Source organism: Vicinamibacterales bacterium (genome assembly GCA_035699745.1).
GTDB lineage: Bacteria > Acidobacteriota > Vicinamibacteria > Vicinamibacterales > 2-12-FULL-66-21 > JAICSD01.
Window position 1 is genome coordinate 1 of record DASSPH010000078.1, and the last position, 22,068, is coordinate 22,068.

General features: G+C 69.4%; 15 protein-coding genes. 12 read left to right on the forward strand and 3 right to left on the reverse strand.

Annotation, left to right across the window (positions count from 1 at the left end):
- Nucleotides 1-180 precede the first annotated feature (180 nt).
- Nucleotides 181-1,143: a gluconeogenesis factor YvcK family protein gene (locus VFK57_19450; protein ID HET7697898.1), complete on the reverse strand. Its 963-nt coding sequence runs from the start codon at nt 1,141-1,143 to the stop codon at nt 181-183.
- Between the two features lie 37 nt (nt 1,144-1,180).
- Between VFK57_19450 and VFK57_19455 the strand changes: the two genes are divergently transcribed.
- The 12 genes from VFK57_19455 to VFK57_19510 all read left to right on the forward strand — a co-directional run bounded on the left by VFK57_19455 (nt 1,181) and on the right by VFK57_19510 (nt 17,564).
- A complete protein-coding gene (locus VFK57_19455) occupies nt 1,181-1,909 on the forward strand; it encodes a hypothetical protein (GenBank protein HET7697899.1) in 729 nt (242 codons plus the stop codon).
- Nucleotides 1,906-2,709 carry a TPM domain-containing protein gene (locus tag VFK57_19460; protein HET7697900.1) on the forward strand — a complete coding sequence of 268 codons (804 nt, stop codon included), beginning with the start codon at nt 1,906-1,908 and terminating at the stop codon, nt 2,707-2,709. Before VFK57_19455 ends, VFK57_19460 begins: the two co-directional genes overlap by 4 nt.
- Nucleotides 2,710-2,808: 99 nt before the next feature.
- Complete coding sequence (locus VFK57_19465) at nt 2,809-3,369, forward strand: LemA family protein (protein HET7697901.1); 561 nt, start codon at nt 2,809-2,811, stop codon at nt 3,367-3,369.
- Nucleotides 3,370-3,453: 84 nt separating this feature from the next.
- Nucleotides 3,454-6,576 (forward strand): hypothetical protein, encoded by a 3,123-nt coding sequence (locus VFK57_19470; GenBank protein HET7697902.1) that lies wholly within the window; start codon nt 3,454-3,456, stop codon nt 6,574-6,576.
- Between the two features lie 72 nt (nt 6,577-6,648).
- Nucleotides 6,649-6,978: a PadR family transcriptional regulator gene (locus VFK57_19475; GenBank protein HET7697903.1), complete on the forward strand. Its 330-nt coding sequence runs from the start codon at nt 6,649-6,651 to the stop codon at nt 6,976-6,978.
- Nucleotides 6,979-6,990: 12 nt separating this feature from the next.
- On the forward strand, nt 6,991-9,678 hold the full coding sequence (locus VFK57_19480) for an ABC transporter permease (GenBank protein ID HET7697904.1): 2,688 nt from the start codon (nt 6,991-6,993) through the stop codon (nt 9,676-9,678).
- A gap of 125 nt (nt 9,679-9,803) precedes the next feature.
- Nucleotides 9,804-10,304 (forward strand): DinB family protein, encoded by a 501-nt coding sequence (locus VFK57_19485; protein ID HET7697905.1) that lies wholly within the window; start codon nt 9,804-9,806, stop codon nt 10,302-10,304.
- Nucleotides 10,305-10,320: 16 nt separating this feature from the next.
- Nucleotides 10,321-11,802 (forward strand): hypothetical protein, encoded by a 1,482-nt coding sequence (locus tag VFK57_19490; protein ID HET7697906.1) that lies wholly within the window; start codon nt 10,321-10,323, stop codon nt 11,800-11,802.
- Nucleotides 11,803-11,888: 86 nt separating this feature from the next.
- Nucleotides 11,889-12,848, forward strand: coding sequence for an alpha/beta fold hydrolase (locus VFK57_19495; GenBank protein ID HET7697907.1), 960 nt, complete (start codon nt 11,889-11,891; stop codon nt 12,846-12,848).
- Nucleotides 12,849-12,873: 25 nt separating this feature from the next.
- Nucleotides 12,874-13,602, forward strand: coding sequence for a DUF72 domain-containing protein (locus VFK57_19500; protein HET7697908.1), 729 nt, complete (start codon nt 12,874-12,876; stop codon nt 13,600-13,602).
- Nucleotides 13,603-13,609: 7 nt separating this feature from the next.
- On the forward strand, nt 13,610-16,018 hold the full coding sequence (locus VFK57_19505) for an ABC transporter permease (GenBank protein HET7697909.1): 2,409 nt from the start codon (nt 13,610-13,612) through the stop codon (nt 16,016-16,018).
- Between the two features lie 25 nt (nt 16,019-16,043).
- A complete protein-coding gene (locus VFK57_19510) occupies nt 16,044-17,564 on the forward strand; it encodes a CoA-acylating methylmalonate-semialdehyde dehydrogenase (GenBank protein HET7697910.1) in 1,521 nt (506 codons plus the stop codon).
- An 11-nt stretch (nt 17,565-17,575) separates the two neighbouring features.
- Here VFK57_19510 and VFK57_19515 read toward each other — a convergent pair whose 3' ends face one another.
- Nucleotides 17,576-20,473, reverse strand: coding sequence for a TonB-dependent receptor (locus tag VFK57_19515; GenBank protein HET7697911.1), 2,898 nt, complete (start codon nt 20,471-20,473; stop codon nt 17,576-17,578).
- 112 nt (nt 20,474-20,585) lie between these two features.
- Nucleotides 20,586-22,037, reverse strand: a complete 1,452-nt coding sequence (locus VFK57_19520) for a radical SAM protein (protein HET7697912.1) — start codon at nt 22,035-22,037, stop codon at nt 20,586-20,588.
- Between the last annotated feature and the right edge of the window lie 31 nt (nt 22,038-22,068).

A 22,068-nucleotide genomic window follows, 5' to 3' on the forward strand; every position in this document is an offset into this window, starting at 1 on the left:
ACCGGCTACCGGCTACCGGCTACCGGCTACCGGCTACCGGCCCCCGGCTACTGGCTACTGGCTACCGGCTCCCGGCTACCGGCTACCGGCTACCGGCCACCGGCTACTGGCTACCGGCTACCGGCTACCGGCTACCGGCTACCGGCCACCGGCCACCGGCTACCGGCTACCGGCTACCGGCTACAGCAGTCTTCTCGCCAGCACCGCCCACACGGCCTGCGCCAGCCGGCGGCGGTCGTGGCGCGCGATCTCGCCGCACCAGAACTCGCCGCTCACGACCTCGCACCCTGACGGCACGTCGCCGCGCTCGAGCGGCGACTTGTGCTCCTCCGCGTAGCGCGCCAGCGTCGCCGCTGACGGGCGCGCCGTGTTCACCACCACCACGTCCACCGGCCGGCCGATCGTCTCGCCCAGCACGCGGACCGCGGTCCCCGCGGTGAAGCCCTCCATGCCGCGCCCTTCCGTGAGCAGGTTCGTGACCAGGACGATCGGGCCCTTCACCTGCCGCAGCGCCTCGGCTGCCCCCTTCACCAGGAAGATCGGCATCAGACTGGTATAGAAACTGCCGGGTCCGATGATCGCCGCCTCGAAACCGGCGATCGCGTCGGCCGCCGCGGGGAGGATGCGGACTTCCGGCTCGAGCCACAGCCGCGTCACGCCGTGGCCGGCGTTGTGCCCCGCGTCCACCTCGACTTCACCGCGGGTGCGGCTGCCGTCGCGGTACTCGGCGCACACGCTTGCCTGCTCGACGCTGACGGGCCACACGCGGCCGCGGCAGCCGAGCAGGCCGCGCAGGCCGTCGACCGCCGCGATGAAGTCGCCGCTGTACTGCTGCATCATCGACAGCAGCAGGTTGCCGCCCGTATGGCCGCCGAGGCGTTGGTGTTCCAGCGTCGGGAGCCGCGCCAGCAGCACGCGCCGCGCTTCCCGCTCGTTGCGCGCCAGCGCCAGCGCGCACTTCAGCACGTCGCCCGGCGGCAGCACGCCCAGCTCGTCGCGCAGCACCCCGGAGCTGCCGCCGCTGTCGAACATGGTGACGACGGCGTTGACGTTGAGCCAGGGGTTGTTCTTCAAGCCGCCGAGCAGGCTCGGCAGACCCGTGCCGCCGCCGAAGCACCCGATCGTGAACGTGCGCAGCTCCATGAAACAGTCGATTGTAGCGCGCCGCTATAATCGGGAGATGCCGCAATTCTCGAAATCACAGCAGCGCGCGATCGAGAGCCTCGCGCGCGACCTCGATGGGATTTTCGGTCCGCGGCTGGTCTCGCTGATCGCCTATCCGGGGCACCAGGCCGACGGATCGGTGCATTCCTGCGCGCTCGTCGAAGGGCTCACCTTCCGCGATCTCACCGCGTCGCTGCCCCTGACCGAGAGCTGGCACCACCGCGGCACCTCGGTGCCGCTCCTCCTCTCGCCCGAAGAACTCCGCCGCACCATCGACATCTTCCCGCTCGAATACGCCACGATGATGGCCGACTACGCCGTCGTCCGCGGGAGCGATCCGTTCGCCGGCGTGTCGATTCCGCCCGAGGACGTCCGGCGCTCGGTCGAAGGACTGGCCAAGAGCCACCTGATTCACCTGCGGGAAGCCTTTCTCGAGTCTCACGGCGAGACGCTGCGGATCGCCAGCCTGATTGTCGCGTCGGCTGCGCCGCTGCGCGCGCTGTTGACGCACATCGCGCGGCTGCCCGAAGCGGGCCCCGGTCCCGAGGACACGTCGACGCCGTCCGACGAATCGCTGGCGGCCCTGGCGGAGCTGCGCATGGGGATCCCGCGCGCGCTCATTCGCACGGTGCTCGCGACGTCGGCTGATGGCGCGTCCACGATTGCCGATCCGAGCCACTTGCTCGGCCCCTACATCGACGCGTCGAAGCGAATCTGGGAGTACGTGGACCGGTGGCGCGCATGAAGCAGTTCGCGGCCACCCTCGCGGCGGTGCTCGTCGTCGTCGCGGTGGCGGCGGCGCAGCCGCCGCCGCCGGCGCTGACCGACACGGTCAACGATTTCGCCGCCGTCATCGACGCCGGCAGCCGCGGCGAGCTCGACAAGCGCATTCGTGCGCTGCAGCAGACTACCGGAGACGTCATCGTGGTGGCGACGGTCAAGACCTTCCAGCCGTACGGCAGCATCGAGGAGTACGCCGTCAAGATGTTCGAGAACGGCGGCCGCGGCATCGGGCAGAAGGGCAAGGACAACGGCCTGCTGCTGCTCGTCGCCGTCGACGACCGGAAAGTGAAGGTCGAAGTCGGCTACGACCTGGAGGGCATGATCCCGGACGCCTATGCCGGCGACACCATCCGCGAGGCGCTCGTGCCCGCCTTCCGGCGCGGCGCGTACGGCGAAGGGCTGCTCGCGGCCGTGACGCGTCTCATCAACCGGATCGGCGAGCAGCGCGGTGTCACGATTCCCGACGTACCGGGGCAGACCGCGAGACCGGCGCGCGAACGGACCAACTTTCCGTGGATTCTCGTCTTCTGGATCGTGGTCATGCTGATTGCATCAGCCCGGAGCAACCGGCGCCGCCGGCGGCGCTACTGGGGCCACGGGCCGTGGAGCAGCTGGACGGGCGGCCCGGGCTCGTTCGGCGGCGGCGGCTTCGGCAGTACCGGCGGGTCGTTCGGCGGCGGCGGCGGCGGCTTCGGCGGCGGAGGGTTCGGGGGCTTCGGCGGCGGACGGTCCGGCGGCGGAGGAGCATCGGGAAGCTGGTGAGCGAATCGGGCGATCGGGCGATCGGGTGATCGGGTGATCGGGCGATCGGGTGATCGGGTGATCGGGCGATCGGGTGATCTGAAAACGAGGAGACAGAGAATGCGGAAAGCGCTTCACGCGGCGGTGCTCGCAATCGTGGCGGTGACGCTATCGGGTTGTTCCTACAACAGGTTCACGACCCAGGAGGAAGCGATCAAGGGGGCGTGGGGCGAGGTGCAGAACCAGATCCAGCGCCGCAACGATCTGATTCCGAATCTGGTCGAGACCGTGAAGGGATACGCCAGCCACGAGGAAGGCGTGTTCAAGGAGATCGCGGACGCGCGCTCGAAGCTGCTCGCGGCCAGGACGCCGGCCGAGACCATCGAGGCGGCCAATCAGCAGTCGACCGCGCTCGGCCGCCTGCTCGCGGTCGTCGAGAACTATCCGAACCTCAAGGCCAACGAACAGTTCAACCGGCTGATGGACGAGCTCTCGGGGACGGAGAACCGCCTGAGCGTCGCGCGCATGCGCTACAACGAGCGGATCCAGGAGTACAACACGACCCGGCGGCGCTTCCCCAGCAACGTCACCGCCAAGGTGTTCGGCTTCAAGGAATATCCCTACTACGAGGCGCCGCCCTCCTCGCAGGCCGCGCCGAAGGTCGATTTCAACAAGCGGTAGCCGGACGTCGGCCCTCGGTCGAAAAATCTGTCGTAAACTCCTCCGGGCTCGAGCGCGTGGACGCGCCGAGCAGGAGGAGTTGCCTTGAGTAATCGAACGACCGCACTGCGCCTCGGCGCCGGACTGGTCGCGGCCGGTCTGTGTGCCTTCGGGGTTCGCGGCATGCAGGCGCAGGGGTTTCAGCAGCCCGCGGCGCCGGCCGCCCCGCCCATTCATCAGACCGACGATCCGATCCTCAAGAACTTCACGTGGCGGTCGATCGGCCCCGCCAACATGGGCGGGCGGATCGACGACATCGCGGTGGTCGAGAGCAATCCCTCGATCTACTACGTCGCGTTCGCGACCGGCGGCATCTGGAAGACCGTCAACAACGGCACCACCTTCACGCCGATCTTCGACGAGCAGCCGGTCACGTCGATCGGCGACCTCGCGATCGCGCCATCGAACCCTGACGTCATCTACGCCGGCACCGGCGAGCCCAACAACCGCCAGAGCTCGTCGTTCGGCGCCGGCGTCTACAAATCGACCGACGCAGGCAAGACGTGGAAGTACATGGGCCTCAAGGAGACCCAGAGCATCGCCCGCATCGTCGTCCACCCGAAAGACCCGAACACCGCTTACGTCGCGGTAATCGGCCACCTGTTCGGACCGAACCCCGAGCGTGGTCTCTACAAGACGACGGACGGCGGTGAGACGTGGACCAACACCAAGTTCATCGACAACGACACGGGCTTCACCGACGTGGTGATGGATCCGTCCAACCCCAACGTGCTCTATGCGGCGTCGTACCAGCGGCGGCGTCAGCCGTGGGGCTTCAACGGCGGCGGGCCGAACAGCGCGATCTGGAAGACCACCAACGCCGCCCGGACGTGGACGAGGCTGTCCGGCAGCGGGCTGCCGGAGAACCCGATCATCGGACGCATCGGCCTCGACCTCGCCCGGTCGAAGCCGTCGACGATCTATGCGTCGATCGAGGTCGGCCCGAGCGGCGGCACCGGCGCGAACGTGAACGACGACGGGACGCTGGTCGATCCGGGCACGCAGGGCCGCGGCGGCGGCCGCGGCGGTCCGGCGCCTCCTCCCGACCCGAACAAGTCCGGCATCTGGCGGTCCGACGATGCCGGCAAGACGTGGCGGTTCCTGTCGAACACGATGGACCGGCCGATGTACTACAGCCAGATCCGCGTCGATCCGACCAACCCGGAGATCGCCTATCAGGGCGGCGCGCCGTTCTTCAAGACGACCGATGGCGGGAAGACGTGGCGTCAGGTCCAGGGGCTCGCGCACAGCGATCACCACGCCATCTGGATCAATCCGCGCGACGGCAATCACCTCCTGAACGGCAACGACGGCGGGCTCGACGTCAGCTACGACCAGGGCGCGACGTGGGAGTTCGTCAACAGCCTCGGCGCCGTGGGTCAGTTCTACAAGGTCAGCGTCGACATGCGGAAGCCGTACTTCGTGTGCGGCGGGCTGCAGGACAACGGCAGCTGGTGCGGTCCGAGCGCGGTGCGGAGCACGAACGGCATCCTCAATTCCGACTGGTATCGCGTCGGCGGCGGCGACGGCTTCTACACCGCGAGCGATCCGACGGACTGGCGCATCGTCTACTCCGAGTCGCAGGACGGCGCGACCAATCGCGTCGACCTCGGACGCGGCACGACGACCTCGATCCGGCCGCGCGGACCGGGCGGCCGCGGCACCCCGCCCGGGGCGGAAGGCGTCGATCCCGCGGTCCTCGCCCAGTTCGGTTTCGGACCCGGGGCGGCGAGCGGCAACGTCGTGCCGCCGCCGCCGCCGAACACGTTCTTCCGGTTCTACTGGAACACGCCGTTCCTGCTCTCGCCGCACAATCCGTCCACCATCTACCTGGGCGCGGAGCGGATGTTCAAGTCGATGGATCGCGGCAACACGTGGGTGATGTCGGACGACCTGACGCGCAAGATCGGGCGCAACGATCGGCCGATCATGGGGGTCGACGGCAAGGCGCCGATGGCGTCGAAGCACGATGGCGCGGCGGCCTACAGCAACATCGTCACGCTCAGCGAATCGCCGGTGGTGCCGGGCATCGTGTGGGCCGGCACCAACGACGGCAACGTCCAGGTGAGCCGGGACGGGGGACTGACCTGGAAGAACGTGGTGGACAAAGTGCCGGGCGTGCCGCAGGAAACGCACGTCTCGCGCGTCGAGGCCTCGCCGTTCGACCCGGGCGGCGCCTACGTCACGTTCGACGGCCACCGCACGGACGATCACAAGCCCTACGTGTTCGTCACCCGCGATTTCGGCGAGACCTGGACGTCGATCGCGTCGAACCTGCCGTCGGGCAACGTCAACGTGATCACCGCCAGCAACCGCAATCGCAACCTGCTCTTCCTCGGCACCGAGTACGCGATCTACGTGTCGCTGAACGGCGGCCGCGAATGGAAGCGGCTGATGCAGGGGATGCCGACGGTGCGGATCGACGATCTGGTGATCCATCCGCGCGAGCGCGACCTGATTGCCGGCACGCACGGGCGCAGCATCTGGATCCTCGACGACATCTCGGCGCTCGAGGCGCTGACCGACACCACGATGCAGGCGGATTCGCACGTGTTCGACGTGCGGCCGGCGACGGCGTGGCTGACCGACATCCAGAAACAGATCACCGTCGGCGGCGCCAAGCACTTCCGCGGGCAGAACCCGGATCAGGGCACGGCGATCAGCTACTGGCTGAAAGGCAGCGCCGGCGACGTGCGGGTGAGCATCTCGGATATCACCGGCCGCGAGGTGCGGGTGATCGAGGGGCCGAAGACCGCTGGCCTGAACCGCGTCCGGTGGGATCTCCGCGCCACGCCGCAGGGGCGCGGGGCTCCGGGCGGCGGCCAGGGCGGAGGCACCGGCCAGGCCGCGGCCCCCGCCGCGACCGCGACGGTGCTCCAGCCGCCCGCGGCGAATCCGCCGGCGAATCCGCCGGCCGCCGGCCGCCAGGGCGCCGGACGTGAGGACCGGCCGGCAACCGAACCACCTGCGCAGGGGCGCGGCGCGCAGCCGGGAGCGGCCGGTGCGCCGGCGGCGCAGGGACAAGGCGGCGGAGGAGGCGGCGGCGGCCGCGGCCGCGGCGGCTTCGGCCCCGCGCTCGCGCCGGGCAGCTATCTGGTCAAGGTGACGATCGACGGCAAGGTCGTCGGCACCAAGACGCTGATTATCGAAGCCGATTCTCTGCAATAGGCTTCCTATTGACTTTCTATATGAACGAGCGCAGACTGCCGTTCGTATAGAAAACCGATAGGAGAGAGCCCGATGCCTCCCGATCGTTCCGAGCTGCTGCGCGGCACGCTCGACCTGCTCATCCTGAAGGCGCTCTCCGCCGGCGAGCTGCACGGGCTCGGCGTGTCGCGGCGCATCGAACAGATCACCGGCGGGACCTTCGTGGTCCAGCCGGGATCGCTGTTCCCCGCGCTGCATCGGCTCGAGGAAGCGGGATGGCTCAGTTCGACGTGGGAAACGTCCGAGAACAACCGGCGCGCGAAGTACTACGCGCTCACCCGCAGCGGACGGAAACAGCTCGGGGAGGAAGAAGCGCAGTGGAACCGCGTCGCGCTGGCGATCGCCCGCGCGCTCGAGGCGTGAGTCTGCCTTCACATGAGCGCTCTCTCCCGGCTGCGTCATCTCTGGCGGAACGTCGTGCATCGCGACCGCGTCGACCGCGATCTCGACGATGAACTGCACACGACGCTGGCGCTGCTCGAACAGGAACATCGCCAGTCCGGCCTCGCGCCGGACGCGGCGCGCCGCGCGGCGGCGATTCAGCTCGGGCGGGTCGGCGCGCTGAAGGAGCAGGTGTTCGACGTCAAGGCGGGCGCTTTCGTTGCGGCGTTCGTGCTCGACGTGCGCCATGCGGTGCGCCTGCTCCGCCGCGGTCCGCTCTTCGCCCTCTTCGCCATCGCCTCGCTTGCGCTGGGGATCGGCGCCACGGCGGCGATCTTCACGCTGTTCGACGCCATCGCCCTGCAGAAGCTGCCCGTGCCGGAGCCCGATCGTCTGGTGGTCGCGTCCTTCGGCACCCCGTCGATCGCAACGCCGGGCAGGCCGTACAACTACTCGATGCCGACGCCGCAGTTCGTCGCGATCCGCGAGCGTACGACCACGCTCGACGGGATCTTTGCGACCAGTCCGTTCGGCCGCGTCACCATCTCGGGACGCGACGGCGCGGAAGCGGCATACGGCGTGTTCGTGAGCGGCGACTATTACCGGACCCTGCGGTTGACGCCGGCGGCCGGACGATTGATCGACGCGCGGGATGACCGGCCGGGACAGCAGGTCGCGGTTCTCAATCACGGTTACTGGCAGCGCCGGTTCGGCGGGCGTCCGGATGTCATCGGCGCGGCCATCGCCCTCAACGGCGTTCCGTTCACGATCGTCGGCGTCGAGCCGCGCGGCTTCACCGGCACGGAAGTGGGACGGCCGCATGACGTCAGCGTGCCGCTTCAGGCGTATCCCGCGCTGAACGAGGGCCGGCCGATGTTCAGCGGCCCGTTCACGACGTGGCTCTACATCATGGCGCGGCTGAAGCCCGGGGTGACGATTGCGGCCGCGGAGGAAGAAGCGCAGCGGATCTTCACGCAGGCGGGGCTCGACGCGGCGCGCAACGCCGACGATCGACGGATGGCACGCGAAAGCCGCCTGCGCTTCGAGCCAGGCAGCCTGGGGAACGCCAGCGACCTCCGCATCCGCTACGAGCGCTGGCTGCGGCTGCTGCTGATGCTGCTCGCGGCCGTGCTGCTGCTCGCCAGCCTCAACGTCGCGACGCTGCTGCTCTCGCGATCCGATGCACGCCGCCATGAAATCGCCACGCGGCTCGCCCTCGGCGCGGCGCGCCGGCGCATCGTCCGCCAGTTCGTTACCGAATCGCTGGTGCTGGCCGGACTGGCCGGCGCCGCCGGACTGTTGCTGGCGAGCTGGGGCAGCCGGCTGCTTCTCTCGGTCGCATTCCCGTCCGTCGAGGCTCCGCCGATCCCGCTCACGGCAAACGCGCGGTTGTTCGGCTTCACCGCCGCGGTCTCCCTCGTCACCTGTCTGCTCTGCGGGTTGATCCCGGCCTTGCGCGCGACCGCCGCGCCGCGTCTCGCGCCCGACCGGCAGATCGGCGCCCGACGGCGGCGGCGGATGCTCGATCGCGCGCTCGTCGCCTCGCAGGTCGGCGTATCGCTGGTGCTCCTCGTCGCCGCCGGACACTTCCTGCGGACGCTGCAGAACCTGTGGCAGCAGGACACCGGCTACGATCGCCGTCAGGTGCTGATGTTCTCCGCGGACGCGCGCCTCGCGGGCAAGACCGGGGACGCCATCCCCGAGACGTACCGCCGCATCCTCGAGGAGCTGCGCCCCCTTCCCAACGTGGTGTCCGTCACGATGTCGGCCGTCCGCCCGGTCAGCGAGAACTACTACTTCATCACCTCGTTCCGGCATGCGGGCGGTCGTACGCTGTCGAACGAGCAACGCATTCGCGCCGCCTTCAACCACGTCGCGCCCGGCTACTTCGCGACCCTGGGGATCCCGGTGGTCGCGGGGCGCGACTTCGACGAGCGCGACACGCGGGAGTCGCCGCGCGTCGCGATCGTCAGCGAACGGATGGCGCGGCACTTCGTCGGCAGTCCGATCGGCCAGCAGATCGACACCGGGGCGGCGGCGCGGCAGATCGTCGGCGTCGTCCGGGACGTGCGCTACGCCAACGTCAAGGATCCGATCCGCGACGTGATCTATTTCCCGGCGCTGCAGATCAAGGACATCTTCTACTCGCCGACGTTCGAGATCCGCCACGCCGGCCCCGCCGCCGAACTGCTCGCGCGCGTTCGCGAAGCGATGAGCCGGATCGATCCGGGGTTGACGATCTTCAAGGCGACGACGCTCGAGCAGCAGACGGCCGATTCGTTCGCCCGCGAGCGGCTCCTGGCGCTGCTGGCCAGCTACGTCGGGGCGTTCGCCACGCTCCTCGCCTGCATCGGCCTCTATGGTCTGGTGAGTTACGGCGTCACCCGCCGCACCGCCGAAATGGGGCTGCGGATGGCGCTCGGCGCGCCGCCGGCGGCCGTTCGATGGATGGTGGTCCGCGAGGACGCGTCGACGATCCTCGCCGGCGCGGCTGCGGGCGTGGGCGCCGCGGCGGCAGCGATGCGTCTGGTGCGCAGCCAGCTCTATGGGGTCGACCCCTTCGATCCGGCCATCGTCACGGCCGCGACGGGGACGCTCCTCGTGATGGCCTTCGCCGCCGCTTACCTGCCGGCGCGCCGGGCGGCGCGGATCCCGGCGATGGAGGCGCTGCGGCATGAGTAGCTGGAGCCGTCTGCGCCACCGGTGGCGGAACCTCGTGCACGGTCCCGCGCTGACGCCGCCGGTGAAATCCGCGTCCGATCCGCAGCGTCCGCGTGATCCGTGTGATCCGTGGCTATACTTCGGAAATGCCCCTCAAGGATTCCCTGCTGCCCGAGTTCGATCACGAGATGGGGACCACGCGCCGTGTTCTCGAGCGCGTGCCCGAGGGCGAGCTGGCGTGGAAACCGCACGCCAAATCGTTCAGCCTCGGCCAGCTCGCCGCGCACATCGCCAACATTCCTCACTGGGTCGACGCCACGTTCGACACCACGGTTTTCGACGTGGCGACGATCGGCGACGACGCCCGGCCGAAGCAGCCGACTGAAGTCGCGCCGATTCTCGCCGCGTTCGACGCCAACGTGAAGAAGGCACGGACCAGGGTCGACGAGCAGCTCGACGCCGCGTTCTTCACGCCGTGGACGCTCAAACAGAACGGCCAGGAGGTGTTCACGCTGCCGAAGATCGCGGTGTGGCGCAGCTTCATCATGAACCACCTGATCCATCACCGCGGCCAGCTCTCCGTCTACCTGCGGATGCGCGACGTGCCGCTGCCTTCCATCTACGGGCCGACCGCTGACGAAGGCTAGCGGGTTCGCCGCGTTCGTGGTGCTCGCGGCGATGAACGCCGCCGGCTACCGGTACGCGGCGTCGGATCAGGCGTTCTACATCCCGGCGATTCTCCGGCAGCTCGATCCGGCGCTCTTCCCCGCGAGCGCCGCGCTCATCGACGCCCAGGCGAAGCTCACCGCGATCGACGAGATCGTCGCCGCGGCGGTGAGCCTCACGGGGGTGTCGCTGCAGCACCTGTTCCTCGGCCTCTACGCCGGCACGCTGCTGCTGCTGGCCGCGGCCGCGGTCAGAATCGGGTCGCACGTCTACCGCCTCGGCTGGACGACGGCGGCACTCGGCGCGGCCCTGACCCTGCGGCACGCCATCGCGAAGACGGGCGCGAACACGCTCGAAGGGTACTTCCATCCGCGCCAGCTCGCGTTCGCGCTGGGACTCTGGGCCGTGGCGATGTTCCTGCGCCGGCGCCGTCGGGTCGCGGCGATCTTCATCGCCGGAGGCATGCTGATTCATCCGACCACCGCGTTGTGGTTCGCGGTGTGGCTGTGCGCGGCGGCCGCACTCGAGCAGCCCGCGCGGCGCCGCGTCACGATCGCGCTCGGCGCCGCCGCGGCGATGGCCGCCGCCATCGCGCTCACGGTCGGCCCGCTCGCCGGGCATCTCACCGTCATGGATGCCGCCTGGCTCGAGGCAATCGGGGACAAGGATCTCTATCCACTCGTCTGGCCCTGGGATGCGTGGCTGACCAACCTGGTCACGGTGCCGATCGTCCTCTGGTGCTGGCGCCGCCGGGAGCGCGCGGGGCTGACGGTGGCCGGGGAGCGCGGGCTGGCGCTGGGGTCGATGCTGCTCGTGGTGCTGTTCGCGTGCTGGCTGCCGTTCAATGCGGCGCACGTCGCCCTCGCGGTACAGCTGCAGGCCTCGCGCGTGTTCTGGCTGCTCGATCTGCTGGCGACGATCTACCTGGTGTGGTGGCTGGCCGAGGGGCGGCTTCGCGCAGGCCGCGAAACCGCAGCGCCTGATGCAGCGCGCCAGGACAGCGCCGCGGCGAACGCCGGGCGCGCGGCCATCGTTGCGCTGCTGCTCCTCGCCGTATCGGCGGCGCGCGGGGTCTACACGATGTTCGTGCAGTTCCCCGACCGGCGCGTGTTCGCCGTGGATATCCAGCACGCCGACTGGCGCGGCGCGATGGCGTTCGCGCGCACGACGGATCCGCGGAGCGCCTGGCTCGCGGATCCAATCCATGCCGCGAAATACGGCTCGAGCCTCCGCGCCGCCGGCGCCCGCGACGTACTGGTCGAGGCGCTCAAGGATCCGGCGATTGCGATGTACGATCGGACGGCGGCGCTCGCCCTGGCCGACCGGATGCGCGCGATGCAGGCGATTGCCTGGGACACGCCCGCCGGCGCGCGCGAGCTCGCCCGGCGATACCGGCTCGACTATCTGATCGTCGAGCGGCAGATCGATCTGCCGCTCGTGCACCGGTCGGGCTCGCTCTATATCTATAGACTTCGTTGACTCCGACGCACACCGCACCGCCACCGGCCACGGCAAGCCCCGGCACCCGTTTCGCACCCCGCAGGCATCTGCGCAACGGCCACTGGATGACGATCTTCTGCTGGGCGGCGCCGCGGCGGTTTCAACTGCCGGAGCCCGAGTCACGGCTCTTCCAGGTCACCGCCGACACGCAGGTTCTCGCGCACTGCTACTGGCAGCCCGAGCGCCACGCCCGTCCCACGATCCTGGCGCTGCACGGACTGGAAGGTTCCAGCAGCGCGCACTACATGCGAGGCGTGGCTGACAAGGCGCTGCGCGCCGGCTTCAATGCCGTCCTGCTCAACCAGCGCAACTGCGGCGGCACCGAACATCTCGGCCCGGGCCTGTATCACTCCGGATTGATCGATGACGCCGCGTTCGTGATCCGCGAGCTGGCGCGGACCGACCGCCTCGAGCACGTCGTCGCCGCCGGCTATTCCCTCGGCGGCAACCTGGCGCTCCGGCTCGCCGGCACCGAATCGCCGCAGACGCTGCCGCAATTGAAGGCGGTGTGTGCGGTCTCGCCGGTGCTCGAGCTGGAAAGCTGCGTCCGCGCGCTTGAGCGGCGCTCCAACCTCGTCTACCAGTGGAACTTCGTCCGCAATCTCAAGAACCGCATGCGGCGGAAGGAACAGTGCTTCCCGGGACGCTTCGACCTCGCCGCGCTGCGCAGCATCGGCTCGGTCCGGCAGTTCGACGCCGTCTATACCGCGCCGTTCTTCGGCTTCGCGAGCGCCGAGGACTACTACCATCGCGCCGCGGCGCTGCGGGTGGTTGACAGCATCCAGATTCCCGGGCTCATCATTACGGCGGCGGACGATCCGTTCGTGCCCGTCGAGTCGTTCCGGCATCCGGGCCTCACGGCGAACCGGCACCTGACGGTCCTCATCACGGAATACGGCGGGCATTGCGGCTTTCTCGGCGAGCCGGCGCATCCAGACGACGACGGCTACTGGGCCGAGCGGCAGATCGTCGAGTTCGCCCGGCGCGCCGCGGGGCGAACGGGCGACAACGAGTCGGGAGTCTGAGGGGCGAGGCCGCTCAGGAAAGAGCATGCGGTATCTGGTAGGCACATCCGGCTACAACTACCCCGAATGGCGCGGCAGCTTCTATCCGGAGAAGTTTCCCACCGCCAGGATGCTGGCGTATTACGCCGAGCGCTTCACCACCGTCGAGGTGAACTACACGTTCTACCGGATGCCGACGCCGGCGCTCCTGGAAGGGTGGGCGAAGGGCACGCCGGATCGTTTCACGTTCACGCTGAAAGCGCCGCGGCGCATCACTCACGACGCCAGGCTTCAGCGCGTCGAGGATCTGACACAGACGTTCTGCCGCACGGCGGCGACGCTCGGCGGCAAGCTCGGCGTCCTGCTCTTCCAGCTGCCGCCGACGATGAAGCGTGATGACGCGGTGCTCGGCGCGTTCGTCGACACCCTCCCCGAGGGCACGCGCGCCGCGTTCGAGTTCAGGCACGCGTCATGGCACGACGATGCGGTGTTCGCGGCGCTGCGCCGCCGCAATCTCGCGCTCTGCATCGCGGACAGCGAAAAGATGAGCACACCGGTGGTGGCGACCGCCGACTATGCGTATTTCCGGCTCCGGGACGAGGGGTACCAGCCTGCCGACATCGTGCGCTGGGCGCGCACGATTCGCGGGCTCGACGGCATCGGAGATGCTTACGTCTACTTCAAGCACGAGGAACAGGGAAAAGGGCCGGAATTCGCGCAGCTGCTGATGACAGCGCTCGAATCCGGGATCGCGGCTCCCACAACCGAACAGTGAAGGGCCCATGGCTCCGATCCGCTACGCCATTCGCACGCTCGTCAAGTCGCCCGGATTCGTTCTCGTCGCCATCGCCACCATCGCGCTCGGCATCGCCGCCAACACCGCCATCTTCAGCGTGGTGAACGGCGTGCTCCTGAGGCCGCTGCCCTTCCGGGACGAAGCCCGCGTCGTCAAGGTGTCGGCCACCACGCGCAACGGGCGCGAGAGCAACCATTCGGCCGGCGACTTCCTCGACATCCGCCGCGGCAATCGATCGCTCGAGGCGATCGCCGGGTTCCGCGACGACTTCGTCGCGGTGGCGACGCCGCCGCGGGAGCCGCTGCTGTTCCCGGCGGCCTGGGTCACGGCCGAATTCTTCGACGTGCTCGGCACGCCCGCGGCGCTCGGCCGTCCCTTTCTCGCCGCAGACAACGCCGCCGGGCAGAAGATCGCGGTGATCGGCCACGCGGTCTGGCAGCGGCTGTTGAACGGCGATCCGGGTGCGGTCGGCCGCGCGGTTCGCGTCAACGGCGAGTCCTACACCGTCGCGGCGGTGATGCCCGCGGAGTTCGCCTGGCCCCAGCAGGCGAAGATCTGGCTGCTGTCGCCGCTCCCGGTACCGCCCTCCCCGATCAACCTGAAGGACCCGCTCACCAACCGTGATGTCCAGTACTTCCAGGGCGTCGCGAGGTTGAAGGCGGATGTCACGCTCGACCAGGCGCGGGAGGATCTGCGCGCGGTCGCCGCCGCGATTCAGCAGGCGCACCCGGCGAGCAGCGGCCGCGCGATCCGCATCGTCCCGGTTCGAGAGACGCTGGTCGGCGGCGTGCGAGAGGCGCTGCTGGTGATTCAGGGCGCGGTCGGTCTCGTGCTGCTCATCGCGTGCGCGAACGTGTCGAGCCTGCTGATCGCGCGCGCCGCCGGGCGGCGCCGCGAGCTGGCCGTGCGGGCGGCGCTCGGCGCCAGCCGTGCGCATCTGATCCGGCAGCTCCTCGCCGAGAGCCTGGTGCTCGGAGTCGCCGGCGGCATCGTCGGTCTGCTCCTCAGCGCGTGGCTGGTCGTGCTCCTGCTGCAGGTGCTGCCGCGCGGGCTGCCGCGCACGGATGCGATCCGCCTCGACACGACGGTGATGTTCGCGACGCTCGCGGCGTCGCTCGTGACCGGGGTGCTGTTCGGGATCCTGCCGGCGCTGCAGGCCTCGCGCACGCAGGCGGCGCAGGTGATCAAGGAGAGCGGCGAGCGCGGCAGCGCGCGGGCGCGGGGACGTGCCGCGCTGGTCGTCGCCGAGATCGCGCTGACGCTGGTGCTCCTCGCCGGCGCGGGCCTGCTGGCCAACAGCTTCCTGCGGCTGCAGCGCGTCGATCCGGGATTCGATCCCGATCAGGTGACGATCGCGCACCTGCTGCTGCCGCAGTCGCGCTACCGCACCAGCGAATCGCAGGCACAGCTGTACCGGCAGCTCCTCGAGGGGCTCGCCGAACGGCCGGAACTGCGCGCCGTCGGCGCCGGTTTCCCCGGTCCGTTCCGGGCCGGCAGCGCCAGCGGCAGCTTCGACGTCGAAGGGCGGCCGGCGCCGTCGCCGGGCGATCGTCCGTTCGCGTATCTCGGCACCGTCTCGGGCGGCTACTTCGAGGCGATGGGCATCCCCGTGCTGGCGGGGCGCACCTTCTCCGATCGCGACGTCGACGGCGCCCCGGGCGTCACGATCGTCAGCGCCGCGCTGGCGCGCCGGTACTGGCCCGGTGAGAACCCGATCGGCAGACGCCTGAAATTCGACGACGACCCGTCGAGCCCCTGGATTACCGTCGTCGGGCTCGTGGGGGACGCGCGCCAGCTGGGGCTGGCGGCCGAGCCGCCGCCGATCCTCTACTTCCCGTACGAACAGTTCGTGCTGCCGTTCACCAGCGTGGCGGTGCGCAGCGCGCTGCCGCAGGCGACGGTCGCGTCGATGCTGCGCAGTCAGCTCGCCGCCATCGACCCCGACCTGCCGTTCGGGGACATCGTCTCGCTGCAGTCGGCGATCGAGAACGACGTCGACGGCCCGCGGTTCCGCGCGACGCTGATCGGCATCTTCGCGCTGCTCGCGCTGGTGCTCGCCGCCGTCGGGGTGTTCGGTCTGATCAGCTACACCGTCGCGCAGCGCACGCGCGAGATCGGGATACGCGTGGCGCTCGGCGCCGCGCCGCGGCAGGTCCTGCTCCCGGTGGTGCGCGAGGGGCTCGTGCTCGCGCTCGCCGGCATCGCCATCGGGCTCGCCGGCGCGTTCCTCGCGGCGCGCGCGCTCTCGGCATTCCTGTTCGGCGTCGGCGCGGCCGATCCCGCGACCTTCGCCGGCGTTGCGCTGGTGATGCTGATCGTCGCCACCCTGGCGAGCTACATCCCCTCGCGGCGGGCGCTCCAGGTCGACCCGGTCGTCGCCCTGCGCGCCGAATAGCGGGTTGCACTAGGATGAGGGGACCATGGCTCCCACCGCCTCTGCCCCCGTGACCGTCGAGACCGTTCCGTTCTGGATCAACGGCGCCCGCACGGCGCCCCTCGGCCAGCGGTCCGGCGACGTCAGCAACCCGGCGACGGGCGAGACCATTCGCCGCGTCGCCTTCGCTCAGGCGGGCGACGTCGACCGGGCCGTTGTCGCGGCGCGAGAGGCCTTCAAGGCCTGGGGCGCGACCTCGCCGCTCAAGCGCGCCCGCATTCTGACCCGGTTCCGCGAACTGCTCGAGGCCCACCAGACAGAGCTCGCCCGGCTGATCAGCGAGGAGCACGGCAAGGTTTTCGCCGATGCGATGGGGTCGGTGCAGCGCGGCATCGAGGTGGTGGAATTCGCCAGCGGCGCGCCGCACCTGCTCAAGGGAGAGCACGCCGGCACCGTCGGCGGCGGCATCGACGCCTACTCGCGCCTGCAGCCGCTCGGCGTGTGTGCCGGCATCACGCCGTTCAACTTCCCCGCCATGGTGCCGCTGTGGATGTTCCCGATCGCGCTGGCGTGCGGCAACACCTTCGTGCTCAAACCGTCGGAGAAGGACCCGACGCCGAGCATCAGGATGGCGGAGCTGCTGAAGGACGCAGGGCTTCCCGACGGCGTCTTCAACGTCGTCCATGGCGACAAGGAAGCCGTCGACGCCATCCTCGCGCATCGGGATGTGAAGGCGGTCTCGTTCGTCGGCTCGACGCCGATCGCCCGCTACGTGTACACGACGGCGGCGGCCCACGGCAAACGCGTGCAGGCGCTCGGCGGCGCGAAAAACCACGCCGTCGTCCTGCCGGACGCGGACCTGGAGTTCGCCGCCAACGCGCTGATCGGCGCCGGCTACGGCTCCGCCGGTGAGCGGTGCATGGCGATCTCGGCGGTCGTCGCCGTCGGCGCGATCGCCGATCCCCTCGTCGCCTCGCTCGCGGCAAAGGCGCGCGCGCTCAAGGTCGGGCCGGGGCAGGCGGAGAATGTCGACATGGGCCCGCTGGTCACCCAGGCCCACCGCGATCGCGTGAAGGGATTCGTCGACGCCGGCGTCGCCGCGGGCGCGACCTGCGTCGTCGACGGCCGAGGAGTCTCAATCCCCGGCCACGAGCGCGGGTTCTTTCTCGGGCCGACGCTGTTCGATCGCGTCACGCCCGCCATGTCGATCTATCAGGAAGAGATCTTCGGCCCGGTGCTCGTGGTCGTGCGCGTGAACACGCTGCAGGAGGCAATCGATCTCGTCAACAGCAACCCGTATGGCAACGGCGTGGCGGTGTTCACCAGCTCGGGCGGCGCCGCGCGCCACTTCGAGAACGACATCGAGGTCGGGATGGTGGGAATCAACGTGCCGATTCCCGTGCCGATGTCGTTCTTCTCGTTCGGCGGGTGGAAGTCGTCGCTGTTCGGCGACCTGCACATGCACGGCGTGGAGGGCATCAAGTTCAACACCCGGACGAAGGCCGTCACGGCGCGGTGGCCGACGGACGACGTCGGGCCGTCGTTCGTCATGCCCACGCTCGGCTGACGTCGCGGCGCCTAGAACCGTGCGCCGAAGGCGAGCAGATACGTCCGGCCGCCGTCCATGCCGGGGCGCGGGCGCGGATAGTGCGCGGTCGACGTTCCCTTGCCGAAGTTCGCGCCTTGCACGTACTCGAGCGGCAGCCCGCTGGCGTCGCGCGCGCCGGCGGCGTTTGCCGTCACGGTCGTGTCCCACCCGATCAGCTTCTGATTGTTCAGCAGGTTCAACACTTCGACCTTGAACCACGGCGACAGCGACTGCCACACGGGCACGCTCCAGGTGGTCGCGAGATCGACGAGCGCGAAACCTGAGAAGCTGCCGGCGCCGCGCTCGCCGAAGAACAGCGTCTGCGACGCCGGACGGCGCGCGTACCCCGGGTCGTTCGCGATCTGCTGCGCCGACAGCGGCACCGTCGCGGTGTAGCTGAACGTGCGGGCCGAGTTGTAGCGGTACATCGGCGCGACGTCGAGGCGGCCGCCGCGGCCAAGCGGCAGACCGTACGCCGCCCACACGCGGACCTTGCTGCGCTGGAAGTCGTCGAGCCTCCCCATCGGGAAGTTGCGCTCGCCGAAGATCTCGGGGTTGTCGCCGATCACCGAGGGGATCGCCGGATTGTTGGCCGCTTCCCCCTCGAAGTTGCCGTGGTTGCGCAGCTGCACCGTCCACTGGCCCTGCAGCGTGAGCGCGGAGGACGGCTGCCAGCCGGACTGCAGATCCACCGCGTCGTACTCCCGCCGGGCGAACGCGTTGTTGCGATACACCGCGTTGTCGAACGTCCCGAAGTTGACGCCGTTGCGGACCACGGTGGTCCTGCCGCCGGCAAGGACGATGTCGTCTTCGACGAAGTCGGTGGTGCGGCGGTGCACGTAGCGGCCGCGCGCCCAGAGCCGCGCGCCGAACTCGCGCCCGAGCGACAGCGTCGTCTCGCGCGTGGTCGGCGACGTCAGGCCGCCGGCGAACGACACGTTCACCGTCGGGAACGTGCCGGCGATGGTCGCGTAGTTCGCCGGATCGAACGCCGGGGCGAACGACAGCCCTTCACCCGACGGTCCGGTGTACTGCCCGGTGATCCGGTCGGCGTTGCCGGCCGCGCTGTTGCGCGAGAACTGCACGTCGTTGTAGGTGCCGGCGTAGTGTCCGTAGGTCGCCGACACGATCGTCTTGCCGTCCGTACCGAGCGCGTAGCTCGCGCCAAGGCGCGGCAGGACGGTGTTGGCCGAGACGCGCTGCGCCTGCAGCTCGGCATCGCTGGCGACGTGCTCGTAGCGCACGCCGAGGTCGACCGTGAGCCGGCGGCCCGCAGACCAGCGGTCGCTCACGAACAGCGACGTGGTGGTGACGTCGATGGCTGCGCCGCGGGAGGGAATCCAGGTCACGATGCGGCTCGTCCCCGTGGTGAAGACGGGGATCAGCCGGCCGTTGGCGTCGAGCGCCGGCTTGCCGGACGCGTCGAGCCGGTAATCCGTCTGGAAGATGTAGTCGGTGGACGTCTGCGAGTTCCCCGTGCGCCGCGTCGACACGAAGTACTCGCCGCCCGACTTCAGTTCGTGGCTGCCCAGACCGCGGGTTCCCAGCAGGTACGAGATCGTCGCCGTCGCCTGGCGGTTGTGCCGGCCGTCCGGATCCGTCGAATCGAAGTACGGCGAGCTGTACTGCAGGTTCGCCGGTACGCCCGCCGTGGTCCCGCGGGTCAGGAACGGCGAGTCGTGGATGTCGGTCGACGTGCCGCCGTTGTTGCGCACCTGCCAGTACTTCTGCGAGTACTGCGCGGTCAGGAAGGCGCGGTTCGCCAGCGCGCCGCGCCAGGTGGCGACGCCGAGCCGGTTGGCGATCACGGGCGAGGTGATCGCGCGCGGATCGATGCTGTTCGGATGCGAGACCGCGTACTGCTCCGTGCGGCTGTCGATGTACGTGCCCTGCAGCGTCTGACCCGGCGCCACCGTGCCCGTCAGCTTGCCCTCGTAGCGGCTGTTCTTGTTCCGCCCCGAGTACGCGACGCTGGTCTGCGGCAGCAGGTTCGCCGTCGTCGTCCGCTCGGCACGGGCGCCGCCGAAGAACCACAGACGGTCCTTGACGATCGGTCCGCCGGCGATCCCTTCGTAGACCGGCGACAGCTTGCCGGCGCGCCGCGTGCCGCGCGATTTCTCCAGCGGCGTCTCGTCGCTCCACGACGCATTCGACAGGTTGGCGCGGAACGCACCCGAGAACAGATTGCCGCCGCTGCGGGTGATCACGTTGACGATGCCGCCGCCGAAGCGTCCGTATTCCGCGCTGATCCCGGACGTGAGGACCTGAACTTCCTGAATGCCTTCCTCGATGAACAGCCCGTTCGACTGGCCGAAGACGTTGTCGTTCACGTCGACGCCGTCGACCAGGAAGATGTTGTCGTAGGCCAGGCCGCCGCCGATCGTCACCTGGTTCTGGTTCGGCGTGTTGTCGGTGAGCCCCGGCGTGAGCTCGGCGAGCAGGAACGGGTTGCGTCCGACCGGCAGCAGCCGCGTTGCGTCGGCGCGCAGGTTGAACGCGCCGGCCGGCGTCGCGACGGGCGCGGGCGCCGGCGCGGTGACGGTGACGGTTTCGCTGATCTTCCCGGGACCGAGCACCGCGTCGAGCACGAGCGGGGAGCCCAGCGGCACGGCGACGCGGCGCTCGATCGAGCCCAGTCCGGTCATCTCGATGCGCACGGTGTAGTCGCCGGCGGGAAGGCCGGGAAGTGAATAGACGCCGTTCACGTCGGACGTGGTCGAGCGGCTCCCCTGCAGCGCCGGGGACGCGGCGACGACCGTCGCGCCCGGCAGGGCGAGGCCGTCGGAGGTGGCGAGACGGCCGCGCAACGCGCCCACCTGTTCCTGGGCGAACACCACGGTGCCGAGCGCGATCAGCAGCGCAGGAATGAGGACGAGAGTACGGCGCATGAGTTCAAACTCCCTGCTGTAAAAACCTGATTGGTCGGATACGGATGAGCACGAAAGGTGCCATCACAGCTCTCGTCCCACAATCAGGTTTTTTGCTGAGGAATTCGTCACGTCATGGTGCTGCTGTGCGGTCCTGTGTTCCGGAATGAAACGCGGAGATTACGGAACCGCGGCCGGCGCACACCGCGGAAACGCGCGAGAGCACGGCTTCGAGCAGCGGCGTCATCAGTCGAAGCTGCCGGGCGCGAATCACGACGTCCCACAACGGCTCGAACTTCTTCCACCCGGCCGCGTAGGCAAGGTGCTTCGCCTGATGTTTGAGGGTGCCGTGCGTGAACGACGCCTGCGCGATCGCGCTCCAGCGATAGAACTCGCGGTAGGCCCGCTCGTAGCCGTCCTTCAGCGCCGCGGGACTGAGCCGCGCCGGGCGGAACACCACGTGCCGCGTATCGTACAAGTCCCAGTTCTCCGTCGTGATTCGCCCGTCGCGCGCCAGGCGCGCGTGCAGTCCGGTGCCCGGGTACGGCGTCTGGATGTGAAACGTCGCGGTGGTGATGCCCTGCTCGACCGCCCAGTCCACCGTGCGCCGGAACACGCTCTCGTCGTCGTCGTCCAAGCCGAAGACGAAGCTGCCGTTGATCATGATCCCGAGATCGTGCAGCCGGCGGGTAACGGCCGTGTAGTCGCGGCCGAGATTCTGCCGTTTCCGGCTGCGCCGCAGGTTCTCCGGCGTCAGCGTCTCGAACCCGACGAACAGGCTGCGCAGCCCCGCCTCGGCGGCGCGCTCGATGAGATCGCCGCGCAGAATGGAGTCGACGGTCGCGGCGCCCTGAAACAGGCGGTGCATGCCGCGCATGCCGGCAAACAGTTCGCGCGCGAAGCGCGGATCGCCGAGCAGGTGATCGTCGAGGAAGTACAGGTGCCGCCCGGGCAGGCGCGCGATCTCCGCCAGCGCCGCGTCGACGCGCTGCGTGTAGAACGAGCGGCCGCCGGTGAAGAACGCGTCCTTGTAGCAGAAGTCGCAGTGCTGCGGACAGCCGCGGGTGACGACGATCGAGTTCGGGACGAGATAGTTCCGCCGGCGGATCAAATCGCGCCGAATCGGGGGAACGTCCGCGATGGTGCGGCCGTCGGCCGATCGATACAGCCGGCGCGGCTGCCCGCCACGAAAGTCCGCGAGGAACCGCGGGAAGGTCTGTTCGCCGGGGCCGAGGAAGACGGCGTCGGCGTGCGGCGCGGCTTCGTCCGGCAGCGACGTCACGTGCAGCCCGCCGAGCGCGACGAACACACCGCGCGCCCGATAGCCGTCGGCAAGCCGATACGCGCGATACGCGTTGGTGATGTAGACCTGGATGACGACCAGGTCAGGCCGGTCGCCGGTGGCCAGCGGCTCGACGTGCTCGTCGACGATCACGGCCTCGTCGTCCGGCTGCAGATACGCGGCGAGCGTGGCGAGGCCGAGCGGCGGGAACAGCGAATACTTGATCGGCCGGAAGTACGGGCTGGTCGCCTCGGTGAGCGCGGGCAGGATGAACTTGACGCGCAGCGGTCTGGACACGGCCATACTTTGCATTGTAAAGCATGACCGGCCGATC